The sequence below is a fragment of the Paenibacillus liaoningensis genome (assembly GCF_059609455.1).
The window spans coordinates 94900-116175 of sequence record NZ_JCAALU010000010.1; the positions used below are offsets into that span (position 1 = coordinate 94900).

Consider the following 21276-nt stretch of genomic DNA (forward strand, 5'->3'; position numbering starts at 1 on the left):
AACATGCGGGAGAGGATGAGGGAAGAGATGAAGGTAGGACTCAGCACATACAGTCTTCAGCAAGCTTTGGACAAAAAAGAAATGACCGTACCGGATGCGATTCGCTTTATCGCCGAGCAAGGCGGGGAACATGTAGAAATCGTTCCTATTGGATACAGCCTGATCGACAATCCGGAGCTGGTTGAGCAAATTGTACAGACGGCCAAGGAAGTGGGCATCGATATTTCCAACTATGCTATCGGAGCCAATTTTGTTGCGCATGACGGCCCCGAAGCACTAGAGAGCGAAATTCAAGCTGTCAAGCAGCATGTTGATGTAGCGAGGGCGCTAGGCGTCACCAAAATGCGCCATGACGTCGCTTTCCGTCCCGCACATGAGGGAAGCGTAGCCCAGTTTGAAGCGGATCTGCCCCTTCTAGTAGAGGCATGCCGCACCATTGCTGATTATGCAGCAGGCTTCGGTATTACAACGAGTGTGGAAAATCACGGCTATTATGTGCAATCCAGCGAGCGAATTCGGCGTTTGCTGCATGAAACAGCGCGGGATAATTTCAAAACAACACTGGACATCGGCAATTTCCTCTGTGTGGACGAAGATGCTGTCAGCGCTGTGAAAAATAACATTCCTTATGCCTCCATGGTCCATGCCAAGGATTTTTACCTTAGACCCTCCTACCGCAATCCGGGAGCAGGCTGGTTTCAGACCGCGCATGGCAATTATTTGCGGGGGGCGATTGTGGGGCATGGAGATATCGATATGTTCGAAGTATTCCGCGTGCTGAAGCAGTCCGGCTATGACGGGTATATTTCCGTTGAATTTGAAGGCATGGAGGATTGCAGAACCGCTTCCAAAATAGCCATGGACAACGTACGCCGCTTCTGGCAAGAAGCGTAACCATCTAACTCATAAGCAAATGAATAGGCTAATAAGCAGATCATGGAGGGAAGAAAATGTCCAAATTAAAAGTTGCCGTCATCGGCGCGGGCTCTATATCCGATTGCCATTTGCAGGCGTATGCCAGCAATCCAGAAGTTGAAATCTACGCCATCTGCGACTTGAACGAAGGCCGGGCGCAGGAAATGGCGAAAAAATATAACGCGACTAAAGTGTTCACTGATTATAAAGAGCTGCTGGCGCTGCCTGAAATCCACTCGATCAGCATTTGTACATGGAACAATTCCCATGCCGAAATTAGCATTGCCGCCCTGGATGCGGGCAAAAACGTATTGTGCGAAAAGCCGCTCTGCCAAACCGTCGAGGAAGCGCTCAAAGTGGAGAAGGCGGTGCATCGTAGTGGCAAGCTCCTGCAGGTAGGGTTTGTAAGGCGTTATAGCGACAATGCCCAAATTTTGAAAAAATTCATTGAAGAGGGCGAGCTCGGCGAAATCTATTATGCGAAAGCCTCCTGTTTGAGACGACTTGGCAACCCTGGCGGCTGGTTCTCGGATATCGAGCGCTCCGGTGGCGGCCCAGTCATTGATCTGGGTGTGCATATTATTGATATTTGCTGGTATTTAATGGGCAAGCCCAAGGTCAAGTCGGTATCGGCCAACCTCTCCAATCGCTTAGGAAACCGTTCTAACATCCGCAATCTGTCGTTCTATAAAGCCGCTGACTACGATGCGAAGGAGAATACGGTAGAGGATATGGCCAATGCGATGATTCGGTTTGAAAATGGCGCGAGCTTGCTGGTAGACGTCAGCTTCACGCTGCATGCCAAGCAGGACGAAATCTCCGTCAAGCTTTACGGAGACAAGGGCGGCGCGGAGCTTGAACCGGAAATTTCAATGATCGGTGAAAAATTCGATACGATCCTGAATATGACGCCGCAGGTGGATTTCAAATCCTTTGATTTCATGGGCTCCTTCAGCAATGAAATCAACCATTTTATCGACAGCACATTAGGACGCAAGGAGACGCTGAGCCCGGTAGAAGACGGCGTTGAAGTGATGAAGATTCTTTGTGCGATCTACGAGTCGGCTCGTCAAGGACGCGAAATTCAATTTTAGGAGCGATGGCGATGAGTGGGAGCGAACCAAAGGATATTTTGCTGGATCAGGAACTGAAACAGGAACTGGAACAAGAGCACGAGCAGGAAACGGACGTCGTTGAAGCTGGCGTCCACCATTTCAGCAAAGAGGACGAGTGGGTGAGGCCCGAGGAGCCGCTGCTGAATGAGCGATTGGAATGGTTCAAGGACCAGAAGCTTGGCCTAATGATGCATTGGGGTCCTTATTCACAGCTGGGGCTGGTGGAATCCTGGGCGCTGAGCGATGACGACGGAGATTGGTCCCGCCATGATGTGGATTGGACCGACGACATGGAGCACTTCAAGCGCGAATACTTTGATCTGAATAAAACGTTCAATCCGATTCGCTTTCAGCCCGAGGTATGGGCGGATTTGGCCGCCGACAACGGCTTTAAATATTTTTTGTTTACGACGAAGCATCATGACGGCTTCTGCATGTGGGATACGCATACGACGGATTATCGCATTACGGGAGCGGATACGCCGTTTCATAAGCATAAATATGCGGACATTTGCCGTACGCTGTTTGATGCCTTCCGGGCTAGGGGGCTGGGCATCTCGGCTTATTTTTCCAAAGCGGACTGGCATACGCCTTATTATTGGGCGCCGGGCATGGAGCGCGGACATCATATGTGGCGCGGGCCTTCCTATGATCCAGAGCAGTATCCATGGCTGTGGGAGAAGTTCGTAGAGTTTACGCATGAGCAGATTATGGAGCTGCTGACGAAATACGGCCGAATTGAATGTCTCTGGCTCGATGCAGGCTGGGTGCGGGAAGGCCGGAAGGGGCAGGATATCCGTCTGGGCGAGGTTGTGGAGCGGGCGCGCAAGACGCAGCCATGGCTTCTAGCTGCCGATCGTACGGTTGGCGGACCTTATGAGAACATTGTAACGCCGGAGCAGACGATTCCAGAGTCGCCGATGAATATTCCATGGGAAAGCTGCATCACGATTGGCAACTCCTTTGCTTATGCCTTTGATGATAAATATAAGACGGCTAGGCAGCTTGCCCATATTCTGCTGGAGGTTGTCGCCAAGGGTGGGAATTTGGCGCTGAACGTAGGGCCGCAGCCGGATGGCCGCCTGCCAGCAGGTGCGGTTAAGAGCATCAAGGAGCTTGGCGCTTGGCTGAATGTACATGGCGAGGGCATCTACGGAACGCGGATTTGCGGTCCTTATTTTACAGGAGATTGGGCATTTACCTGCAAGGATAATGTAACGTATGCCTTCCGCCTATACGCAAATGAAAATGAGGCGGTCGATCAGCAGCTCGTCATTCCATACTCAGGCCATGTGGAACGAATTGAGCTTGTTGGAGCGGATGATCAAGAGGATGTTGCGTTTACCCGAATGGAAGCCGGAGTGGCTGTAAAGCTGCTGCAAGCGTCCATTACAGAGCAGGCACCCATCACACAAACGTTCCGATTGTTAACATCGTAATAAGCATCATTCGAAATCCCGGGGGGAGAATCCGTGCCCCTCGGGATTTTTTTTGTGTGGCGTCCTCCTCCCCTCTGCCTGGCACCTCCACTATCCATTGGCGAAAAAAGAGAGGAAAGCACCGTTTTTCCCTGATTTGACAAGGGTTTCTGGAATATGGAGAGGTGTGAGAAAAATGCAAATTGCGCAATTGGTCCAACTCAAGGTACGATCAATGCAAGAAAGCGCTACCTGATAGAATAGTTTACACAAATAACGCAATAACGAAGTCTGATCAAAAAAACAAGCTGTATAATGAAATTTACGTTAGGTATTATTACATTAAAATATAGAGGGAATGATGCAGATGAGTCAGAACTCGGGAACGATACCAGCGCGAACGAAGCCCCAAAAAAGCATGAATCAGAGTGAACGCAAAATAGAGCACCCCTTCCTTAAAAGTCTTAAAAGGCATTGGCAGCTGTATTTATTGGTGCTTCCTCCAGTGCTGTATCTATTTATCTTCAAGTACATGCCAATGGCTGGCGTACAAATTGCCTTCAAAAACTACAGCGTCGTTCAGGGCATTTGGGGAAGCCCATGGGTAGGGCTTAAACATTTTGAAACCTTCTTCAACTCTCCAAACTTCTGGCTGCTGCTCAAAAATACGATTGGTATCAGCCTTTACACGCTGATTGCGGGTTTTCCGATTCCGATCCTGCTTGCTTTGGCGCTCAATGAGCTGCGAACGGGCTATTTCAAAAAGACGGTGCAGATGGTCACCTACGCCCCGCATTTCATTTCAACGGTCGTTATGGTATCCATTATTATTTTGATGCTCTCGCCGCATGTCGGGGTCGTAGACCGGCTGTTTACCTTCCTTGGCATGACCATGACCAACTTTATGGGCATACCGGAATATTTTAAATCGATTTATGTATGGTCGGGTGTATGGCAGGGGATGGGCTATTCTTCGATTATTTATATTGCAGCGCTTGCCGGGGTTGACCCCTCGCTCTATGAAGCGGCCCGAATGGATGGGGCTTCCCGGCTCAAAAAAATATGGCATATCGACATTCCGAGCCTCATCCCCGTCACCGTCATCCTGCTGATTTTGAATCTCGGCAGCATTATGGGCGTCGGCTTTGAGAAAATTTATTTAATGCAAAATCCGCTGAATACGAGCGCTTCGGAAGTCATTTCCACCTATGTGTACAAGGTCGGATTAATTGGAGCGAATTTCAGCTTTTCCTCGGCAGTTGGATTGTTTAATTCAATCATCAACCTGATTTTGCTTATTTTGGTCAATGCGGTTTCCCGGAAAGTCAGTAAGAACAGCTTATGGTAAAGGAGGAGGAGGCCATCTATGTTTAATCGGAATCGAATTAAAGACCCACTCGGCGACCGCGTGTTTATGGGCATCAATTATTTATTTCTCGTGCTGGTGCTGATCGTCGTCGCATACCCGCTGCTCTATATCGTCAGTTCCTCCTTCAGCTCCTCCCGGGCGGTTACAGCCGGGCAAATATGGCTGCTGCCGGTCGATTTCAACATTAAGGCGTATGTTTCGATTTTTAAAAGCACGCAGCTGATGATGGGTTTTTATAATACGATCATCTACACGGTAGTCGGAACGGCGATCAATGTCATCCTGACGGTGATGCTGGCGTATCCGTTATCCCGCCGGACATTCTATGGCCGCGGCGCCATCATTATTTTCATGATGATTACGATGTTTTTCGATGGCGGCCTGATTCCGACGTACTTGCTGATGAAGGATCTTCACCTGCTCGATACCCGCTGGGCGATGTGGCTGCCGGGGGCGCTGGCGGTATTTCAAGTCATCGTCGCCAGAACCTTTTTCCAATCGTCGATTCCGGATGAATTGCGGGAGGCTGCTGAGGTCGATGGCTGCAAGGATATTCGTTATTTGGTCAGCGTTGTACTGCCCTTGTCGAAGCCGATTTTGGCGGTTATGACGCTCATGTATGCGGTAGGCCATTGGAATGCTTACTTTGATGCCCTCATTTATTTGCGATCTGAAAACTTGTTCCCGCTGCAATATGTGCTGCGCAATTTGCTCATTCTGAACGCGGCCGATCCGGCGATGCTTGCTAATACGAGCCAGCAGCTCCGCGATCAAGGGTTCGAGCAGGTGCTCAAATACGCATTGATCGTTGTAGCGAGCATCCCGATTTTGATTATGTATCCATTCGTGCAACGCCATTTCGTCAAAGGGGTTATGGTTGGTTCCTTGAAAGGGTAGGGCATTTGCCATAACTACCATCCGGAAGCTTTTGTGGAAGGGGGCGAAGGTCTGGCGGGCTTCCGGGACAGGGTTCAATATAGGGCAGTCACAAAATAGTGCAGTCACAAACATTTAAATGGCGTTCATTAAAAGGAGGAGTCTGGTTTGAAAAAATCTTGGATTTCGATGTTGTTGCTTGTTTTTACTACGGTAGCCGTACTGTCGGCTTGCAGCTCCGCATCCAGTAATAATACACAGAGCAGCGGTGGCAGCGGAGAGAGCACAGGGCCTGTAACGATGACTTTTTTTGCTCCACAAGGCAAAGCGCCTATGGAAGATAATGAATTCACGAAATTCATTGAAAACAAGTTTGACGTTAAGCTGAATTGGGATCTCGCTCCAACTGACGCGCTTCAGGACCGCAGGCAGCTGCTGCTGGCGAGCGGCGATTATCCCGAAGTATTCCTACACGGCAAGTTTACAACCTCAGACCTTCAAACATACGGTAGTCAAGGGATCTTCCTTGGGCTGAACGATTTAATTGCGCAGCATGCTCCGAATCTGACAAAGATTATGGAAGAAAAACCGTATTTCAAAGAGGCGATTACGGCTCCAGATGGCAACATTTATGCCCTGCCTATTTTTAATGAATGCTATCACTGTACGTATGCGCAAAAATATTGGATCAATACCGATTGGCTCGACAAGGTTGGGCTAGAAATGCCGACAACGACCGATGAGCTGTACACCGTTCTTAAAGCTTTTAAAGAAAAAGACCCTAACGGCAATGGCAAAGCCGATGAAATTCCGCTTACAGGTGCTCCGAACAAATATGTATGGAACGGGAATATTGACGCTTATTTGATGAATAGCTTCATTTATAACGACAACGATAAATATTTAATCGTCAATGATGGCAAGGTTGATTTTGCCGCTAACCAAGAGGGCTGGAAGAAGGGTCTGGAATATATGCACAAGCTGTATTCGGAAGGCTTGATCGACCCGGCTGCTTTTACGCAGAATGATCAAGCGGTAGGACAGCTCGGCAACAGGGAAGGTGACGAAGTGGTTGGTTCCATTACGACTGCGCTCGTAAGCTACCTGGTCAATACGTATGATAAGACGATTACGCGCCATCAGCACTGGGATATCGTGCCTCCGCTCAAAGGGCCGGATGGTGTACAAACGACAGGCGCTACGCAAAGCGTAGGCGAATTCGAGTTTGCGATTACGAATAAAGCTTCGGAAGCGCAGCAAATCGCCGCGATTGAAATTATCGATTACATGTTCAGCGAAGAAGGCGCGCTTTATGCGGAATACGGCCCGACGGAGGGCAAGGGCTGGCAAATGGCAGGTGCCGATGAGAAAAATATTAATGGCGAGCCTGCCAAGTACAGCTACTACAACCTGCCTGAGCGTGATCCGAACGTCGTCGTTAACGAAAGCTGGTCGCAAATTGGCGCACATGATTTATCCAATACGTTCCGCAACTTGTTCGTAGAAGGACAGGACCCTCTAGTGTCCGAAGGCTACGGCACTCGTCTGGCACAGGCGACGAATGTGTATGCGCCTTATGCGCCGAAGGAAGTATATCCATCGAACGTCTTTATTCGTCCAGAGGATACGGAAGCTGCTGCTCAGCTGACAACCGCAGTTAAAGATTATGTACAGACGAATATGGCGCAATTTATCCTGGGCAACAAGAGCATTGAGAAGGATTGGGACAGCTATGTCAAAGGCTTTGATGGACTGGGCCTGAGCAATTATTTGGCGATCTACCAGCGTGCGATTGAGAAAAAATAAAACAGCATAAACGTTTATTCTCGGGGGCTGCTCCTTGTTGTCAGACATGACTCGGAGCGGTCTTCTCCTATGACGGTCCCGCTTCATCCTATATAATAAATGAATATTTTGAAGGTTGTTGTCACGTGTATAAAAAGTGAGGGGGGACCTCGGAGATGAACAACAATTGGTTTAGACGTTTGCTGCTGTCCTATTTGCCAGTCTTTTTTATTGTGACGACGATATTGTTTATTATTTTCTTCCAGCTGTTCAATGAGCAAAATCGCAAAGAAGCTTTAAAGGCCAATGAATTTCTGGCGTCCCAAGTGATGCAGTATTTGGACAATTCGCTGCGCTCGATTGACTTTAAAGTGCTGCGGGAAATTTTGACGAATCCGGATTTGAAAAATTATTATACGGCTGCTGGCAGCAATGATGTGTACGCTGGTATTCAGGTTCTTGACGTTATTGATGAGCTGAAAATCAACTTCCCATTGATCGATTCCATCTATTTGGTTCGGTACAAGGACAATATCGTATTCAGCAACGGGAAGGCGGTACCGATTGAGGAGTTTCCAGATGCCTCTTTTATAGAAGAAAGCCGCAGCAACCCGACGCGAAAATGGGTGGATTTCAGAAATTTCAAGGCTCTTCCTTCGCAATCGGCGCAGCAGGTCGTAACGCTTGTTCGCGGCATGGAGGGCGGAACTGGCCTTGTGGTCGTCAATGTGGATTTGCAAACGCTGCGGAAGTCGATTATGCAAATGTATGATCCCGAATACACCTTCGTCAATGTGATCAGCAGCTCTGGCGGGAATTTGTGGGATGAGCAGACGCCTCAAGGCGCGGGCGCTAAGCCTGCCTCTGGCGAGGTTTTCTCAACCTTTACGTCCAGCTACAGCGGCTGGAAGGTAGAGACGGGTATTAATAACGGGAAAGTCGTTAAATTTGCGCTGCAATTTTATAATATATGGTTTGCTTTCGCGATCGCAGTTGTTCTAATCGGCGTCATTTGGGTTATTTACGTCACTCGGAGAAACTACAAGCCTATCCAGCAAATCGTGACGCTAATTCAGACAGTCGCCTCGCAAAAACAACCGGGAACGAGCTCTGCGAAAGAAAATGAGTTCCGGTTTATTCAAAACACGCTTGAGAGGATGATCGATCAAACGAAGCAATATCAAGAAAAATACGAAGAAAATCTGATTTTGCAAAAGAAATATTTTTTTCAGGAGCTGCTTGAAGGAACGCGCCGTTTCACGGGCAGCGAGCTGCAGGCTGAAATGGCGAAGTTTAAGCTCCCGGAGCTGGATAGCAGATGGATGGTCATGGTTGTGGAAATTGACCGTTATCCGCAATTTGCCGCTGATTATCATCAGCATGATCAGACGCTGCTCAAGTTCGTCCTTTCCACTGTGCTGCAAGAAAGTGCCCAGCAGGAGGGGGCGGACGTATGGGCGGAATGGATTTCAGAGCGCCGGCTGCATGCGATTCTTTGGCTTTCCGAAACAGCGTTGTCTGAACAGATTGAGCGCAAGGTGCTGTCCGGCTATTTGGAGAAGGTTGGGCAGTATTTGAACTTCACCGTTACGATTGGAACGGGAGGAGTTGCGAGTGATCTGCGAGGCTTGAGAGCATCGCTTAAGGAAGCGTCCCATGCTCTGGGCTATAAAGCGGTGTTGGGCATGAACCGGGTGATCTTGCGCGGGGAAGTGCCGGATTCCAAAAATGATGTATATGAGTTTCTTAAGACAATTTCTCTGTTCGTGCAAGCGATGCGGCTGTCCGATGAAACGTGGGAAAAGCATTTTGAACGTTTGTTTGATCAAATCAGCGCCTCCGTATTGTCCCGTCAGGAAATGATGAACACGGTGCAGCTGCTGTTCCAGCATTATAATCGGGAATTCGCTGAGCTGCCTCGTGAATACCAAGACCTGTGGTCGGCTTCGTTCGACCGTCTTCTTCGCGGGCTGGAGGAATGGGAAGTGCTAGATGATCTGCGGCTGCTCTGCTGGGAGACGTTTCGGGAGCTGGCGGAGCAGATGCAGGCGATGCGCTGCAGCAAGAAGCATCGGACGCATATTTTAGAAATCCGCAAATACGTGGAGGAAAACTATAATAACCCCGAGCTTTCGCTGAATTATTTAAGCGATCTGTTTGATATTAACCCGAAATATTTAAGCAAGCTGTTCAAGGATGAAGTTGGCGAGAAGTTCGTCGATTTGCTCATCAGCCACCGTATAGAGCGGGCGAAGCAGCTTATGCTGGAGACGGACAGGGCGATTCAGGAAATTAGCGAGGAAGTGGGCTATACCAACTACAACTCCTTTAATCGGGCGTTCAAAAATGTAGTAGGCGTAGCGCCAAGCGATTACCGCAAGGCGATATGAACAGATAGCAGGGAGCGGCGCGGGCAGCCCACGCAAAAATAAACGGCGATCGTTCATTGTGAATACGCAAAAAAACGATCGCCGTTTGTCTTTTATAGGGGGAAAGCCGCTGTTCAAGCTTATACGGAATACGCTGCTTAAGCGGAGTCTCGCGGAATTAAGGTGGCGCTGAGATGCAGCCGCTCCATCGGTGTTCCTGGACGTTCAAGGCGGCGCGATAGCGCTTCGATCGCGCGGCTGCCGAGCGCCTCCTTGCTGAGGTTCACGGTAGTGAGTCGAGGTGACGTATGGGCCGCTGCCTCTACATTGTCGATACCCGACACGCGCGTCTCCTCGGGAATCGCTACTCCCATCCTCTGCAGCTGCTGCATCCATTGCATGGCAATGTCATCATTAGCGCAAATCCAGGCATCTGGGCGCTGCTCCGGTGCCAGCTGGGCAAACCGTTCTGCGGCAGCAGCGAGCCATTCCTTCTCTTCATAGGCCAGCTCCCACTCCTGCAGCTTCGTATCCGGGCCGCCGTAGCGCTCCATTGCGGTCCTTACGCCGATTCGTCTTTCGGCAAAGCTGGCAGAACGGCCATCATCACCGAGAAAAATAAGACTTCTGCATTTCTGAGCGACCAGCAGATGATGGGCAATAAGAATTCCCGCTTCTATATTCGCATGATTGACCGAATCCACATCAAGCAAAGGCTCATTATGGTCGAGCAGCACCAATGGCTTGCCTGTACGAGCCATAAGCTGAAGGGCCGCATAAGGATATGCGCCCATGACGATGAGCCCAAGGCAGCTGTTCCAGTCCAAGTGCGGCGCGATAATTTCCTGCGGCGATAAATCGGATACGGCCGGGAACGAGACCGGCTGGGAGACGATGACATGAGGCCACCCTCGCTCGCTGCAGCCGGAAATGATTCCTTCGAGCACTCGCTGCCAATAAAAAGGATCGACTCGGTTGGAAGGATTCATGCAGATTAGGACAAAGGAAGAGGCAGCGTCGGGAGCGGGGGAAGGCGACTTCTGGGAAGGAAGCCCGTAGCCCAGCGTCTTGGCAAACTCTAAAACCCGCTCGCGTGTGGCCTGGCTGACACCAGATTTCCCGCTGAGCGCGCGGGATACTGCATATTTGGATAGGCCGAGCTGGTCGGCGATCATTTGGATCGATACTTTACGTGGCATGTTGTTCTCCTTAGGTGATAGGACTAACAAACGTCATGCTAAAATCACGCTAAATAACAGCGTTGACGTTTGTTGGCAAAAGTTATAGACTGGCTTTATCATAACGTTATTATATAATAACCTAACAAAAATAACAATATTCATTTGGAGGGCCCATGAAAATTTTAGTGTTTTACGATGAAGCATTTCCTTACGAGGGCGTGCGTCCCTCGCAGGAAGTATGGAAGAAGCTTTCCGTATGGGCTGAAGTCGCCGATGCACATACGCTATCCGATCGTTTGGCAGAGGAGAAATGGGAAACGCTTATTCATTTGCACGGCCCGTATTTTCCAAAATCCGCATGGAGCGGCGTGAAAGCCCATCTGGACCGAGGAGGCGGCTTGCTTCATGCAGGCGGTGCCCCTTTTCGCAGGCCAGTTGTGAAAGTTGGGGCCGGCTGGAGAGTGGAGCGGGAGCAAACCGCGTATCATCAGCTCATGAATATCCATGACACACTGCCAGCATCCGTTCAGAAAGTAGTGCGGGCAGCCGCATCGGCCGAATTCCCGCTGCTTCTGGGGCGCGAAGCGCTTTTTGGCATTGAACCGACGTGGGGACTGACGCTGCATGCGACAAAATCAAGCGATATTCCCGCCGAGATGGGCTCGGGTGGCCCAATGGATGCTTTTATTTACCCGCTGCTTGTTGGCGTGGATCATGATGGGCGCGAAAGGGCTGCTCCGGTCGTTCTGCTGGAAAACATGAAGGGGAGTTTTGCAGGAGGCCGCTGGATATTGATTAATCAGACACTGGGGCAGTCATTTTGGGACGGTGCGGGTGCTGCTGACACAGCGGACACTGCGGACACTACGGGCATTGCGGGTGCTGAGCTGCTTAAGGAGCTCGCTGAATATGTTGGACGAGGCGTCACAGAATTGTGGCTGAAGCTCAATTACGCCGCTTATGAGCCGGGTGAACAGCCTATTTTGACGCTTCAATTGCAGTCGTTGTCCCGTACCTGCTTAATGGAGCAAAACTGGACGTTCAAGCTGAAGGTAGAGCGTGAAGGACAGACCTCGGTCTGGGAAAGTGCGCTGCAAGCGGAGACGGGGCCGCAGCGCCGGGATTTGCAGCTGCTCCGCATTTCTGTGCCAGTACCAGCAGTGGCGGGCCTTCACTCGATCACCTGTGAAGTCCGCTCAGATGCAGGCGAAGTCCGGCTGATGAAGCAGGCTTATTGGGGAATGGACAGGGAATTGCTGAACAGCGGGGAGCTGCTTGCCTGCGGAAGAGACTATTTCTACCGCGGCGGACGCCCTGTGCCTATCGTCGGCATGACGTATATGGCTTCCGACGTGTCGCGCAAGTTTCTCCATTTGCCGAATGTGAGCCGCTGGGAGCGGGATATGGCAGAGATGCGAAGGGCTGGAGTCAATCTGATACGGACCGGCATTTGGACGGGCTACCGGAATATGATGTTCGCCGATGGGCATGTCGTCGAGGATGTGCTGAGGGCTATCGACGCTTTCCTGCTTACGGCAAAGCGGAATGAGCTGGAGGTCACCTTTACCTTCTTCTCGTTTGCGCCCGAGGCGTGGGAAGGAGTTAATCCGTATTTGGACCCGAGGGCTGTCGAGGCTCAAAAACGGTTCATCGCTTCCATCGTCTCCCGCCATCAAGCCACGACGCACGTCCATTGGGATCTGATCAATGAGCCTTCGTTATTCGATCCGGCTCGTGTGTTCGAGGGGCCTAGATCGCTTGCAGACCGCTATGAGCGGGCAGCGTTTTCCGAGTGGCTGGAGGAGCGCCACGGCGGCGACCTTGTCCGGCTTCAGGAACGATGGAATATGACTCCCAGAGAGCTGCCATCCTTTGAGGCGGCGATGCCGCCGGACCCGGGCGATATCCATTTTGACAGTGTGCTTTTGCCGAAAAAATGGGGGCCATGGCTGGACTATTCGCTGTTCACTATGGACATGCACAATCGCTGGGCGCTGGAGCTGGCCTCCACCATTCGCAGCTCCAATCCGCACCAGCTTGTGACGGTTGGGCAGGATGAGGCGCTGGGCGGGCAGCGTCCTTCTCCCTTTTTCTACGGTTCCGTAGTCGATTATACGACGGTACATAGCTGGTGGCTGATGGATCAACTGGTGTGGGACGGAATTTTCACCAAAACGCTGGATAAGCCAAACTTGACCCAAGAAACCGGCATTATGCATATTCAGCGCCCGGATGGCATGGCGAAACGCTCGGAGGAAGAGCTGCATCGCATTTTGGAGCGAAAATATGCCTACGCCTTCTCAACTGGAGGCGCCGGAGCGGTGCAATGGATATGGAATATTAATCCCTTTATGAACAATGCGAATGAATCGAATATCGGGGCCCTTCGGGCCGATGGCACCCAGAAACCTGAAACGGATGTGACGTACGATTTTGGCCGCTTTATGCAGGGCATTGGCGGACTGTTTGAGGGGCGGGTATTGGAGGACGTTGCGGTCGTATACCCGTATTCTAATGATTTTTCGAGCCGAAAGCTGGCTTTCGAGGCTACCTCGCAAGCGGTAAGGGTGCTCACCTTTGGCATGAACATACATCCTCGAGGCGTGGGCGAATACCAGCTGGAGGAGCTTGCGCGCCAGCCAGCTAAGCTCATTATCGTGCCGAGCGCCCATAACTTTAGCGACGAAGCGTTTGAGCAGCTCGTTAGTCTGGCGAGGAAAGGCAGCACCGTGCTATGGACGGGGCCGCTCCGCTTGGACGCTTATTGGGGCGCTGCCAATGAGCGGCTTCGGGCTGAGATTGGCGAGACGGTGCCCGGCAATGTGCGTCGTGAAGAGGCGCTGCTGCTAGGCGGCAAGCGGCACAGCGTATCGTTCGGCGGACGCAAAATCGGGCAGCTGGCTATCGATCGGCCGATTCCGCAGTCTGGCAGCAGTAGCAGCAATTCTAGCAATTCCAGCAGTGCAAACAGCGCCAGCAATACCAGGAATGCCATCAATGCCGGCCTAAGTCTGGTCAGCATGGCGCTCGGTGCAGGCAGCTTCATCTGGTGTCCGCTGCCGCTGGAGCTGAATGACAGATGGGAGCCGCTGCAAGCGCTGTATGAAGAGGCGCTGCGTGCTTCTGGCGCCGAGATGGAGCTGGAATGGCTAAGCGGCGGCGACGCTCCGGGCGTTTATGGCCGGAAGCTGCAATTTGATGAAGGCAATCTTTATATTTTTGTATCCGAATATAGCAGTGATATGGAACTGGAGATACGGGACCCGTTGACGGGCACTCAATATGCGTTTGTTTTGGAACAGGAACGGACGGTCATGTTTGCCGCTGACCATGAAGGACAGCTATTGTCGGTGTATCGCCCCGAGCAAGTGAGCATCAGAGCTTTCAAACGCTAAATCAACCCAGAAGGAGATTATGCACATGGACTATAAAGACGCTTCGCTTCCGATTCGGGAACGGGTTCAGGATTTGCTTGAACGTATGACGACAGAGGAGAAAATCGGCCAGCTTATCCAGCCTATGGGATGGAAAACCTACCTCAAGGAAGCGGACGGCACCGTGCAGGTGACGGAGCAGTTCAAGGAAGAGGTTGCGCGGGGCGGAGTAGGTTCTTTATACGGCGTTCTTCGCGCCGATCCTTGGACAGAGGTGACGCTGGAGACGGGACTTACACCAAGGCAAGGCGCGGTAGCGACTAATGAAATCCAGCGATACGTGATTGAAAACTCCCGCCTTGGCATTCCGATTTTGTTCGGGGAGGAGTGCTCTCATGGTCATATGGCAATTGGGGCAACGGTATTTCCCGTTCCGCTTACGGTCGGAAGCACCTGGAACAAGGATTTGTACCGGGAAATGTGCGAGGCGATTGCGGCAGAGACTCGAAGCCAGGGGGGCGCTGCGACGTATTCGCCTGTCCTTGATGTCGTGCGCGACCCGCGGTGGGGGCGGACGGAGGAATGTTTCGCGGAAGATCCCTATTTAATCGGCGAGCTGGCGGTCGAGGCGATTAAGGGGCTGCAAGGGGAACGGCTGGATACGGACAAAACGATTGTGGCGACGCTTAAGCATTTTGCCGCTTATGGCAGCTCCGAGGGCGGACGCAATGCGGCTCCCGTCCATATGGGGCTGCGTGAGCTTCATGAAATCGATTTGCTGCCGTTCAAAAAGGCGGTCGAAGCGGGTGCCTGCTCCGTCATGACGGCGTACAACGAAATTGACGGTGTGCCCTGCACCTCAAATTCCTATTTGCTGAACGACCTGCTGCGCGAGGAATGGGGGTTTGATGGTTTTGTCATTACCGATTTTGGCGCGATTCAAATGCTGGTCAGCGGCCACAATACGGCGGAGAACGGGGAGCAGGCAGTGGCGCAAAGCCTGAAAGCAGGCGTCGATATGGAGATGTCCGGCTATATGTATGGCAAGCATTTAGCGGGCGCGCTTGCGCAGGGGCTGATGACCGAGGATGAGCTGAATACAGCAGCAGGACGGGTGCTCGACATGAAATTCAGACTTGGCTTATTCGAACGGCCTTATGTTGATCCTGATTTTGCCCAGCAGGTTATTGGGTGCGAGGAGCATGTGGAGCTGGCGAGAAGAGTAGCTGCGGAGGGCATTATTTTGCTCAAAAATGAACAGGCCACGCTTCCGCTCAGCAAAGCAGGCACCAAAATAGCCGTTATCGGTCCGAATGCGAACCACGTCTACAATCAGCTCGGTGATTACACCTCGCCGCAGCCTAAGGGACAAATCGTCACCGTGCTTGAGGGTATCCGCCGCAAGCTCGGCGCGGATGCGGATGATCAGGTGCTGTATGCGCCTGGCTGCCGAATTAAGGGCGACGCCAAAGACGGCTTCGGCCATGCCCTCGCCTGCGCCGAGCAAGCGGATGCCATCGTTATGGTTATCGGCGGCTCCAGCGCCCGGGATTTCGGGGAAGGCACCATTGATTTGCGTACAGGTGCGTCCGTCGTTACGGATAACGCATGGAACGACATGGAGTGCGGTGAAGGCATCGACCGTTCGACGCTTAGTCTCATGGGGGTGCAGCTTGAACTGGTGCAGGAAATTTATAAGCTCGGCAAGCCGGTTATCATCGTCTACATCAACGGCAGGCCGATTGCCGAGCCTTGGATAGAAGAGCATGCTCATGCGATTTTGGAGGCGTGGTATCCGGGACAGGAGGGCGGCAATGCGATTGCGGACATTTTATTCGGCGACGTCAATCCTTCCGGGCGCCTTACCGTTTCCATTCCGAAGCATGTCGGCCAGCTGCCGGTTTATTATCATTCCAAGAGAACGCGCGGCAAGCGGTATTTGGAGACGGATCTTGAGCCGCAGTATCCATTCGGGTTTGGGCTCAGCTATACGCAATTTGGCTACGATAACATACGGGTTGTACCGGAAGTGATAACCCCGGGCGGAGAAGCCGAGGTGCAAATCGAAGTGACGAACATTGGCGGTGTGGCTGGAGATGAGGTTGTGCAAATGTATGTAACCGACGTATCCGCATCGGTGACCCGTGCCGAAACCTCGCTCAAGGGCTTCCGCAAAATCCATTTGCAGCCGGGGGAGGCGAAGCTGGTCACTTTCCCTGTAAATCAAGAGCATCTTGCATTGATTAACGCCCAGCTGGAGCCGGTTGTGGAACCGGGCGAATTCCGCTTAATGGTCGGCAGCAGCTCGAAGGATTGGCTGGCATGCAGCTTGCATGTTAAGCGCGAGGGGGAATAGCCATGATTCGAATTCAGCGGTTCATTCAGGATATGGCCGAGCGGCAGTGGCTGGATAAGGTGGAGCTTCCGCAGTGGCATATGCAAAAAGCGAAATATATCCGGCCCGGCGAATACGTGCTGGATGAGCAAAATGTCGGTGTGCAAAATGTGAATCCTCTTTACAGTACACATGGCACGACTTATTTTTTAACGAAAAAAGCAGATATACCGCAGGCTTGGCATCAAGACGCGGTTGGTCTCATTTTCGAAGCGGGCGGGGAGGGGCTGCTGAAGGTGAACGGGGCTCCTTATCATGGGCTCGACCGGAATCATTGGTATGTGCCGCTTCCGGTGGGCCGAGTAGGGAGTGCGCCGCTGCTGGAAATCGAATTGTACGATCCGATTCCTGAGCCGCATGATCCGCTGAATCGCCAGGCGGTCATTCAGCCGCCAATCGCTGGCATCCGCTCGGCGCTCGTCCGAGTGAATCAACCGCTGCAAAGCTTGATGTACAGCGTAACGGTGTTATCGGAGTCGTTGAACGCGCTGCCGGAGAGCGATATGAAGCGAAATCGTCTTGTGGGTGCGATACATCGCATCATGGATCGGATGTATGCGGAGCCGCAGCGCTGGGATGAGGCTGAGTGGGTGAACGGGCTGGAGCAGTTGCTTGCCCAGAAGGTGCAGGAAGAAGATTTGGAAGGCGGCCGCAGCGGCTTTATGCATTTGGTCGGCCAGTCGCATATCGACATTGCGTGGCTGTGGCCTGTCCGCGAAACGGTTCGCAAGTCCAGCCGCACGTTTTCGACGGTATGTACGCTGATGGATGAATACCCCGAGTTCATCTATTCGCAGAGCCAGCCGCAGCTGTATGCCTTTGTGAAGGAGCATTATCCCGAATTGTATGAGCGGATTAAGGCGCGGATCGCCGAAGGGCGCTGGGAGCTGGTCGGCGGCATGTGGGTCGAGCCGGATTTGAACATTCCGAGCGGCGAGTCGCTGGTGCGGCAAATTTTGTACGGTCAAAGCTTCTATAAGGAAGAGTTCGGCAAACGCTCCAACATCGAATGGCTTCCTGATACGTTTGGCTACTGCGCGTCGCTGCCGCAAATGCTGAAGCTGGCGGATATCCCGTATTTTATGACCACAAAGCTCAATTGGAATGACACGAACGCTTTCCCTTATGACTTGTTTGATTGGGTAGGCATCGACGGCACCTCTGTCATTGCCTATTTGAACCATGGGGTAAATGAGCATACCCGTCCAAAGGATGTCGATGAACATTGGAAGTCTTACAAACAGAAGCATTTGCATCCGCAGCAAATGCTGCTTTACGGGCATGGGGACGGTGGCGGCGGCGTAACGAACGAAATGGTCGAGTTTGCCGAGCGGTCTTCTTTTATGGTCGGGCAGCCTGTCAGCAGGTTCAGCACGGCCGGAGCTTTTTTTGAAGGAATCGGAAAAAACGGGCAAGCGCTGCCTAAGTGGCATGGCGATTTGTATTTGGAGCTGCATCGCGGAACTTACACGACGCATGCAAGAAATAAGCGAAGCAACCGCAAGGCGGAGGTGCTGTACCGTGAAGCGGAGCTGTGGGCGCAGTTCGCTGGGCTATCTAGCGCAGTGACGGAGGCACTCGATGAAGGCTGGAAGCTCATTTTGCTCAATCAATTCCATGATATTATTCCGGGAACATCTATTCCTGAAGCCTATGTGACGTCTACAGAGGAGTATTCGAAGGTGATGGAGATCGGGACGGCTGAGCTCAACCGCTCGCTTGAAGCCATTGCAGGCAGCATAGCGCCAGATGGTGATGGGCTGCCTTACATCGTGTTCAACAGCCTGGGCTGGGAACGCGGAGAAGTAATCAGCTTGACATGCAGCGCTGAAATGAGCGGCTTGTCTGTTGTTGATGTGAACGGGGAGCTTCTGGCTTGCGATGTCAAGCGGAGTGGGGATGTCCAGATGGTATCCGTGTACGTTCCGTCTATCCCGGCCTTCGGTTATACAACGATATGGCTGCGTGTGTCAGCGCATGCAGATGACGCCAAGGATACGCAAGCAGATGAGGCCTTTCCTGCCGTTTGGGAGACGGATTTTTACACGCTAGCATTTAATGATGCAGGAGAAATCACCCGTTGGTATGACAAGTCTGTGCAGCGGGAGTGGCTGAAGCCGGGTGATAAAGCAAATGAGCTGCAATTTTTTCATGATAAACCGACCTATTGGGATGCATGGGATATCGATCCGCGCTTTGAAGCGCAGCGTGCCGGCACTGTGCAGCTGATCTCGAAAGAAGTTGTGCAGCGAGGGGGCACCAAGGATGTGCTTCGCTTCCGCTGGAAGCTGAATGATTCGGAAATTAGCCAGGATATGATATTGTATCGCCATCAGCGCCGCGTTGATTTTCAGACGAAGGTGAATTGGACAGAGAGCCATAAATTGCTCAAGGTAGCGTTCCCGGTTGACCTTGTTGCTGCGAAAGCGACGTATGAAATTCCATTCGGTGCATTGGAGCGGCCAACGCATAACAATACGAGCTGGGAGCAGGCGCAATTTGAAGTGTGCGGACATCGCTGGGCCGATATTTCCGAGGGCAACGGCGGCTTGAGTGTGCTGAACGACTGCAAATATGGGTACGACATTAAGGGCCAGACGATTCGCTTATCGCTGCTGCGCGCGCCGAAATGGCCAGATGAACATGCGGACCAAGGCGAGCACGAGTTCACTTATTCTGTTTTGCCTCATCAAGCGGATTGGCGGGGCGCTCACGTAGCTCGCCGAGCAATGGAATTAAATCATCCGGTCATGACGGCAGCAGGGCAGCCGAACAGAGGAGGGCTTCCTGCACTCCCTGCGGTTCCAGCGCTTCCCGCATTTCCTGCACGGCATGCATGGCTGGGTTTTGAAAGCGAGCATGTTATTTTGGACACGATTAAAGCTTCCGAGGACGGGACTGGAACCGTGCTGCGGTTTTATGAATCATCAGGCGGTAGAGAGACGGTGCGTATCCAGTGGCCGGAGGAGAAAGTGAGGGCGTCTATCGTGAATTTGCTTGAGGATAAAATGGAGCAGCTGCCATGTGAGCGAGGGGCATTCGAGCTGGCCTTCAAGCCTTTTGAAATAAAAACGGTGAAGCTCATTTCATTGGAACGGGAACAGGATCAGGAGTAGGCGGAGGGGAGCTGTAGGTTATGGAACGATTTAAGCTGCCGAAGGTAAAGCTGCCGCAATTGGTGCTGCCAGAAGCCATAATGAAGGTGCTGGAGGAAGCGGAGGTCAAGCTGGCCCATCGCCCGAAGCTCCAGCAGCAATTTCGCAATTGTTTCCCCAATACGCTGGAAACGACTACGAAGTTGATGGACGACGGTACGACCTTCGTCATTACGGGCGATATTCCGGCGATGTGGCTGCGGGATTCAGTGGAGCAGTTCATTCATTACGTGCCTTTTGCCAAAGAGGATGCGGGATTGCAGCGGCTCATTTCGGGACTGATTAAGCGTCATATGACGTATATTGCGATTGATCCATACGCCAATGCTTTTAATGAAACGGCAAATCATTGGCATTGGGACGCGAATGACGATACGGAAATGTCCCCTTGGGTATGGGAGCGGAAATTCGAGCTGGATTCGCTATGCTTTTCGATACGCCTCTCCTATAGGTATTGGAAGGAAACAGGGCTCACTGATATTTTCGACGAGCAGTTCAAGCAAGCGCTGCGTTCTATTGTGAACGTATGGAAAACAGAGCAGCGCCATGCCGAGCAATCGGCATACCGGTTCAAACGCTCCAACTGCCCGGCCATAGACACGCTGCGCAATGATGGGCTCGGAATGCCTGTCAATTATACGGGCATGGTGTGGTCAGGCTTTCGTCCAAGCGACGACGCTTGCGAGCTGCATTACAATATTCCGGCGAATATGTTCGCCGCTGTCTCGCTCGCTCAAATGCAGGAAATGGCGAGATGGGTATTCCGCGACGAAGCGTTTGTGCGGGAAATGGCGATTTTGGAGGAAGAGATCCGTCATGGCATACAGCTTTATGGGATGTACAATCACCCGGTGTATGGCAGAATCTACGCTTATGAAACGGATGGCTTCGGCAATTACTGCCTATTGGATGATGCGGGTACGCCAAGCTTGCTCTCCATTCCGTACATTGGCTACACCGATGTTCATGATCCTATTTACCAAAACACAAGGCGCTTCATCCTGAGCCGAGAAAATCCTTATTATTATGAAGGAACAGCTGCTAAAGGAATTGGAAGCCCCCATACGCCGCCGGGATACATATGGCCTATGGCTTTATCGATGCAGGGGCTGACGGCCGCGAGCGATGAGGAAATGCTTGCTATCATTAAAGTGCTGGAAGCGACGGATGCTGATACGGGCTTTATGCATGAGGGCTTTCATGCCGACGATCCCCACCAATTTACCCGTCCATGGTTCGCATGGTCGAACAGCCTGTTCTCACAGCTTGTTTACAAGGCGATGGCAAAGGGGATTTTGGAACCGAAACAGGAGGAAAATTAATC

The 21276-nt window shown here is 51.9% G+C and carries 12 protein-coding genes; 11 read left to right on the forward strand and 1 reads right to left on the reverse strand.

Annotated features, from left to right (window positions below):
- The first annotated feature begins 27 nt into the window (after positions 1-27).
- The 7 genes from AC6B99_RS16315 to AC6B99_RS16345 all read left to right on the forward strand — a co-directional run bounded on the left by AC6B99_RS16315 (position 28) and on the right by AC6B99_RS16345 (position 9868).
- Positions 28-894, forward strand: a complete 867-nt coding sequence (locus tag AC6B99_RS16315; RefSeq protein WP_056032405.1) for a sugar phosphate isomerase/epimerase family protein — start codon at positions 28-30, stop codon at positions 892-894.
- A gap of 56 nt (positions 895-950) precedes the next feature.
- On the forward strand, positions 951-2009 hold the full coding sequence (locus AC6B99_RS16320) for a Gfo/Idh/MocA family protein (protein WP_496663753.1): 1059 nt from the start codon (positions 951-953) through the stop codon (positions 2007-2009).
- 11 nt (positions 2010-2020) lie between these two features.
- The gene (locus tag AC6B99_RS16325; protein WP_496663754.1) at positions 2021-3469 is read left to right on the forward strand and encodes an alpha-L-fucosidase; all 1449 of its coding nucleotides are present in this window, start codon (positions 2021-2023) and stop codon (positions 3467-3469) included.
- 397 nt (positions 3470-3866) lie between these two features.
- Positions 3867-4796: an ABC transporter permease subunit gene (locus AC6B99_RS16330; RefSeq protein WP_494863881.1), complete on the forward strand. Its 930-nt coding sequence runs from the start codon at positions 3867-3869 to the stop codon at positions 4794-4796.
- 18 nt (positions 4797-4814) lie between these two features.
- Complete coding sequence (locus AC6B99_RS16335) at positions 4815-5714, forward strand: carbohydrate ABC transporter permease (RefSeq protein ID WP_056032396.1); 900 nt, start codon at positions 4815-4817, stop codon at positions 5712-5714.
- 147 nt (positions 5715-5861) lie between these two features.
- Entirely contained in the window at positions 5862-7499 is a 1638-nt protein-coding gene (locus tag AC6B99_RS16340) for a type 2 periplasmic-binding domain-containing protein (protein WP_496663755.1), read from the forward strand.
- A gap of 155 nt (positions 7500-7654) precedes the next feature.
- Positions 7655-9868, forward strand: coding sequence for a helix-turn-helix domain-containing protein (locus AC6B99_RS16345; RefSeq protein WP_496663756.1), 2214 nt, complete (start codon positions 7655-7657; stop codon positions 9866-9868).
- A 137-nt stretch (positions 9869-10005) separates the two neighbouring features.
- Here the strand turns inward: AC6B99_RS16345 and AC6B99_RS16350 are convergent, their stop codons facing one another.
- Complete coding sequence (locus tag AC6B99_RS16350; RefSeq protein ID WP_056032389.1) at positions 10006-11046, reverse strand: LacI family DNA-binding transcriptional regulator; 1041 nt, start codon at positions 11044-11046, stop codon at positions 10006-10008.
- A gap of 155 nt (positions 11047-11201) precedes the next feature.
- Here AC6B99_RS16350 and AC6B99_RS16355 point away from each other — a divergent pair, with 155 nt between their 5' ends.
- Genes AC6B99_RS16355 through AC6B99_RS16370 form a run of 4 tightly spaced genes read left to right on the forward strand, consistent with a single transcriptional unit; the run spans position 11202 to position 21274 of the window.
- A complete protein-coding gene (locus tag AC6B99_RS16355) occupies positions 11202-14423 on the forward strand; it encodes a glycoside hydrolase 5 family protein (RefSeq protein WP_496663757.1) in 3222 nt (1073 codons plus the stop codon).
- A gap of 25 nt (positions 14424-14448) precedes the next feature.
- Positions 14449-16758, forward strand: a complete 2310-nt coding sequence (locus AC6B99_RS16360; RefSeq protein WP_496663758.1) for a glycoside hydrolase family 3 N-terminal domain-containing protein — start codon at positions 14449-14451, stop codon at positions 16756-16758.
- A 2-nt stretch (positions 16759-16760) separates the two neighbouring features.
- Positions 16761-19913 (forward strand): alpha-mannosidase, encoded by a 3153-nt coding sequence (locus AC6B99_RS16365; RefSeq protein WP_496663759.1) that lies wholly within the window; start codon positions 16761-16763, stop codon positions 19911-19913.
- 20 nt (positions 19914-19933) lie between these two features.
- Positions 19934-21274, forward strand: a complete 1341-nt coding sequence (locus AC6B99_RS16370) for a glycoside hydrolase family 125 protein (protein WP_494863616.1) — start codon at positions 19934-19936, stop codon at positions 21272-21274.
- Positions 21275-21276 lie beyond the last annotated feature (2 nt).

What these genes read in the sequence shown, in the direction of transcription:
- AC6B99_RS16365 (WP_496663759.1), top strand. Translation starts at nt 16,761, where the DNA reads ATGATTCGAATTCAGCGGTTCATTCAGGATATGGCCGAGCGGCAGTGG.
- AC6B99_RS16370 (WP_494863616.1), top strand. Translation starts at nt 19,934, where the DNA reads ATGGAACGATTTAAGCTGCCGAAGGTAAAGCTGCCGCAATTGGTGCTG.
- AC6B99_RS16345 (WP_496663756.1), top strand. Translation starts at nt 7,655, where the DNA reads ATGAACAACAATTGGTTTAGACGTTTGCTGCTGTCCTATTTGCCAGTC.
- AC6B99_RS16355 (WP_496663757.1), top strand. Translation starts at nt 11,202, where the DNA reads ATGAAAATTTTAGTGTTTTACGATGAAGCATTTCCTTACGAGGGCGTG.
- AC6B99_RS16350 (WP_056032389.1), bottom strand. Translation starts at nt 11,046, where the DNA reads ATGCCACGTAAAGTATCGATCCAAATGATCGCCGACCAGCTCGGCCTA.
- AC6B99_RS16330 (WP_494863881.1), top strand. Translation starts at nt 3,867, where the DNA reads ATGAATCAGAGTGAACGCAAAATAGAGCACCCCTTCCTTAAAAGTCTT.
- AC6B99_RS16360 (WP_496663758.1), top strand. Translation starts at nt 14,449, where the DNA reads ATGGACTATAAAGACGCTTCGCTTCCGATTCGGGAACGGGTTCAGGAT.
- AC6B99_RS16335 (WP_056032396.1), top strand. Translation starts at nt 4,815, where the DNA reads ATGTTTAATCGGAATCGAATTAAAGACCCACTCGGCGACCGCGTGTTT.
- AC6B99_RS16315 (WP_056032405.1), top strand. Translation starts at nt 28, where the DNA reads ATGAAGGTAGGACTCAGCACATACAGTCTTCAGCAAGCTTTGGACAAA.
- AC6B99_RS16320 (WP_496663753.1), top strand. Translation starts at nt 951, where the DNA reads ATGTCCAAATTAAAAGTTGCCGTCATCGGCGCGGGCTCTATATCCGAT.
- AC6B99_RS16325 (WP_496663754.1), top strand. Translation starts at nt 2,021, where the DNA reads ATGAGTGGGAGCGAACCAAAGGATATTTTGCTGGATCAGGAACTGAAA.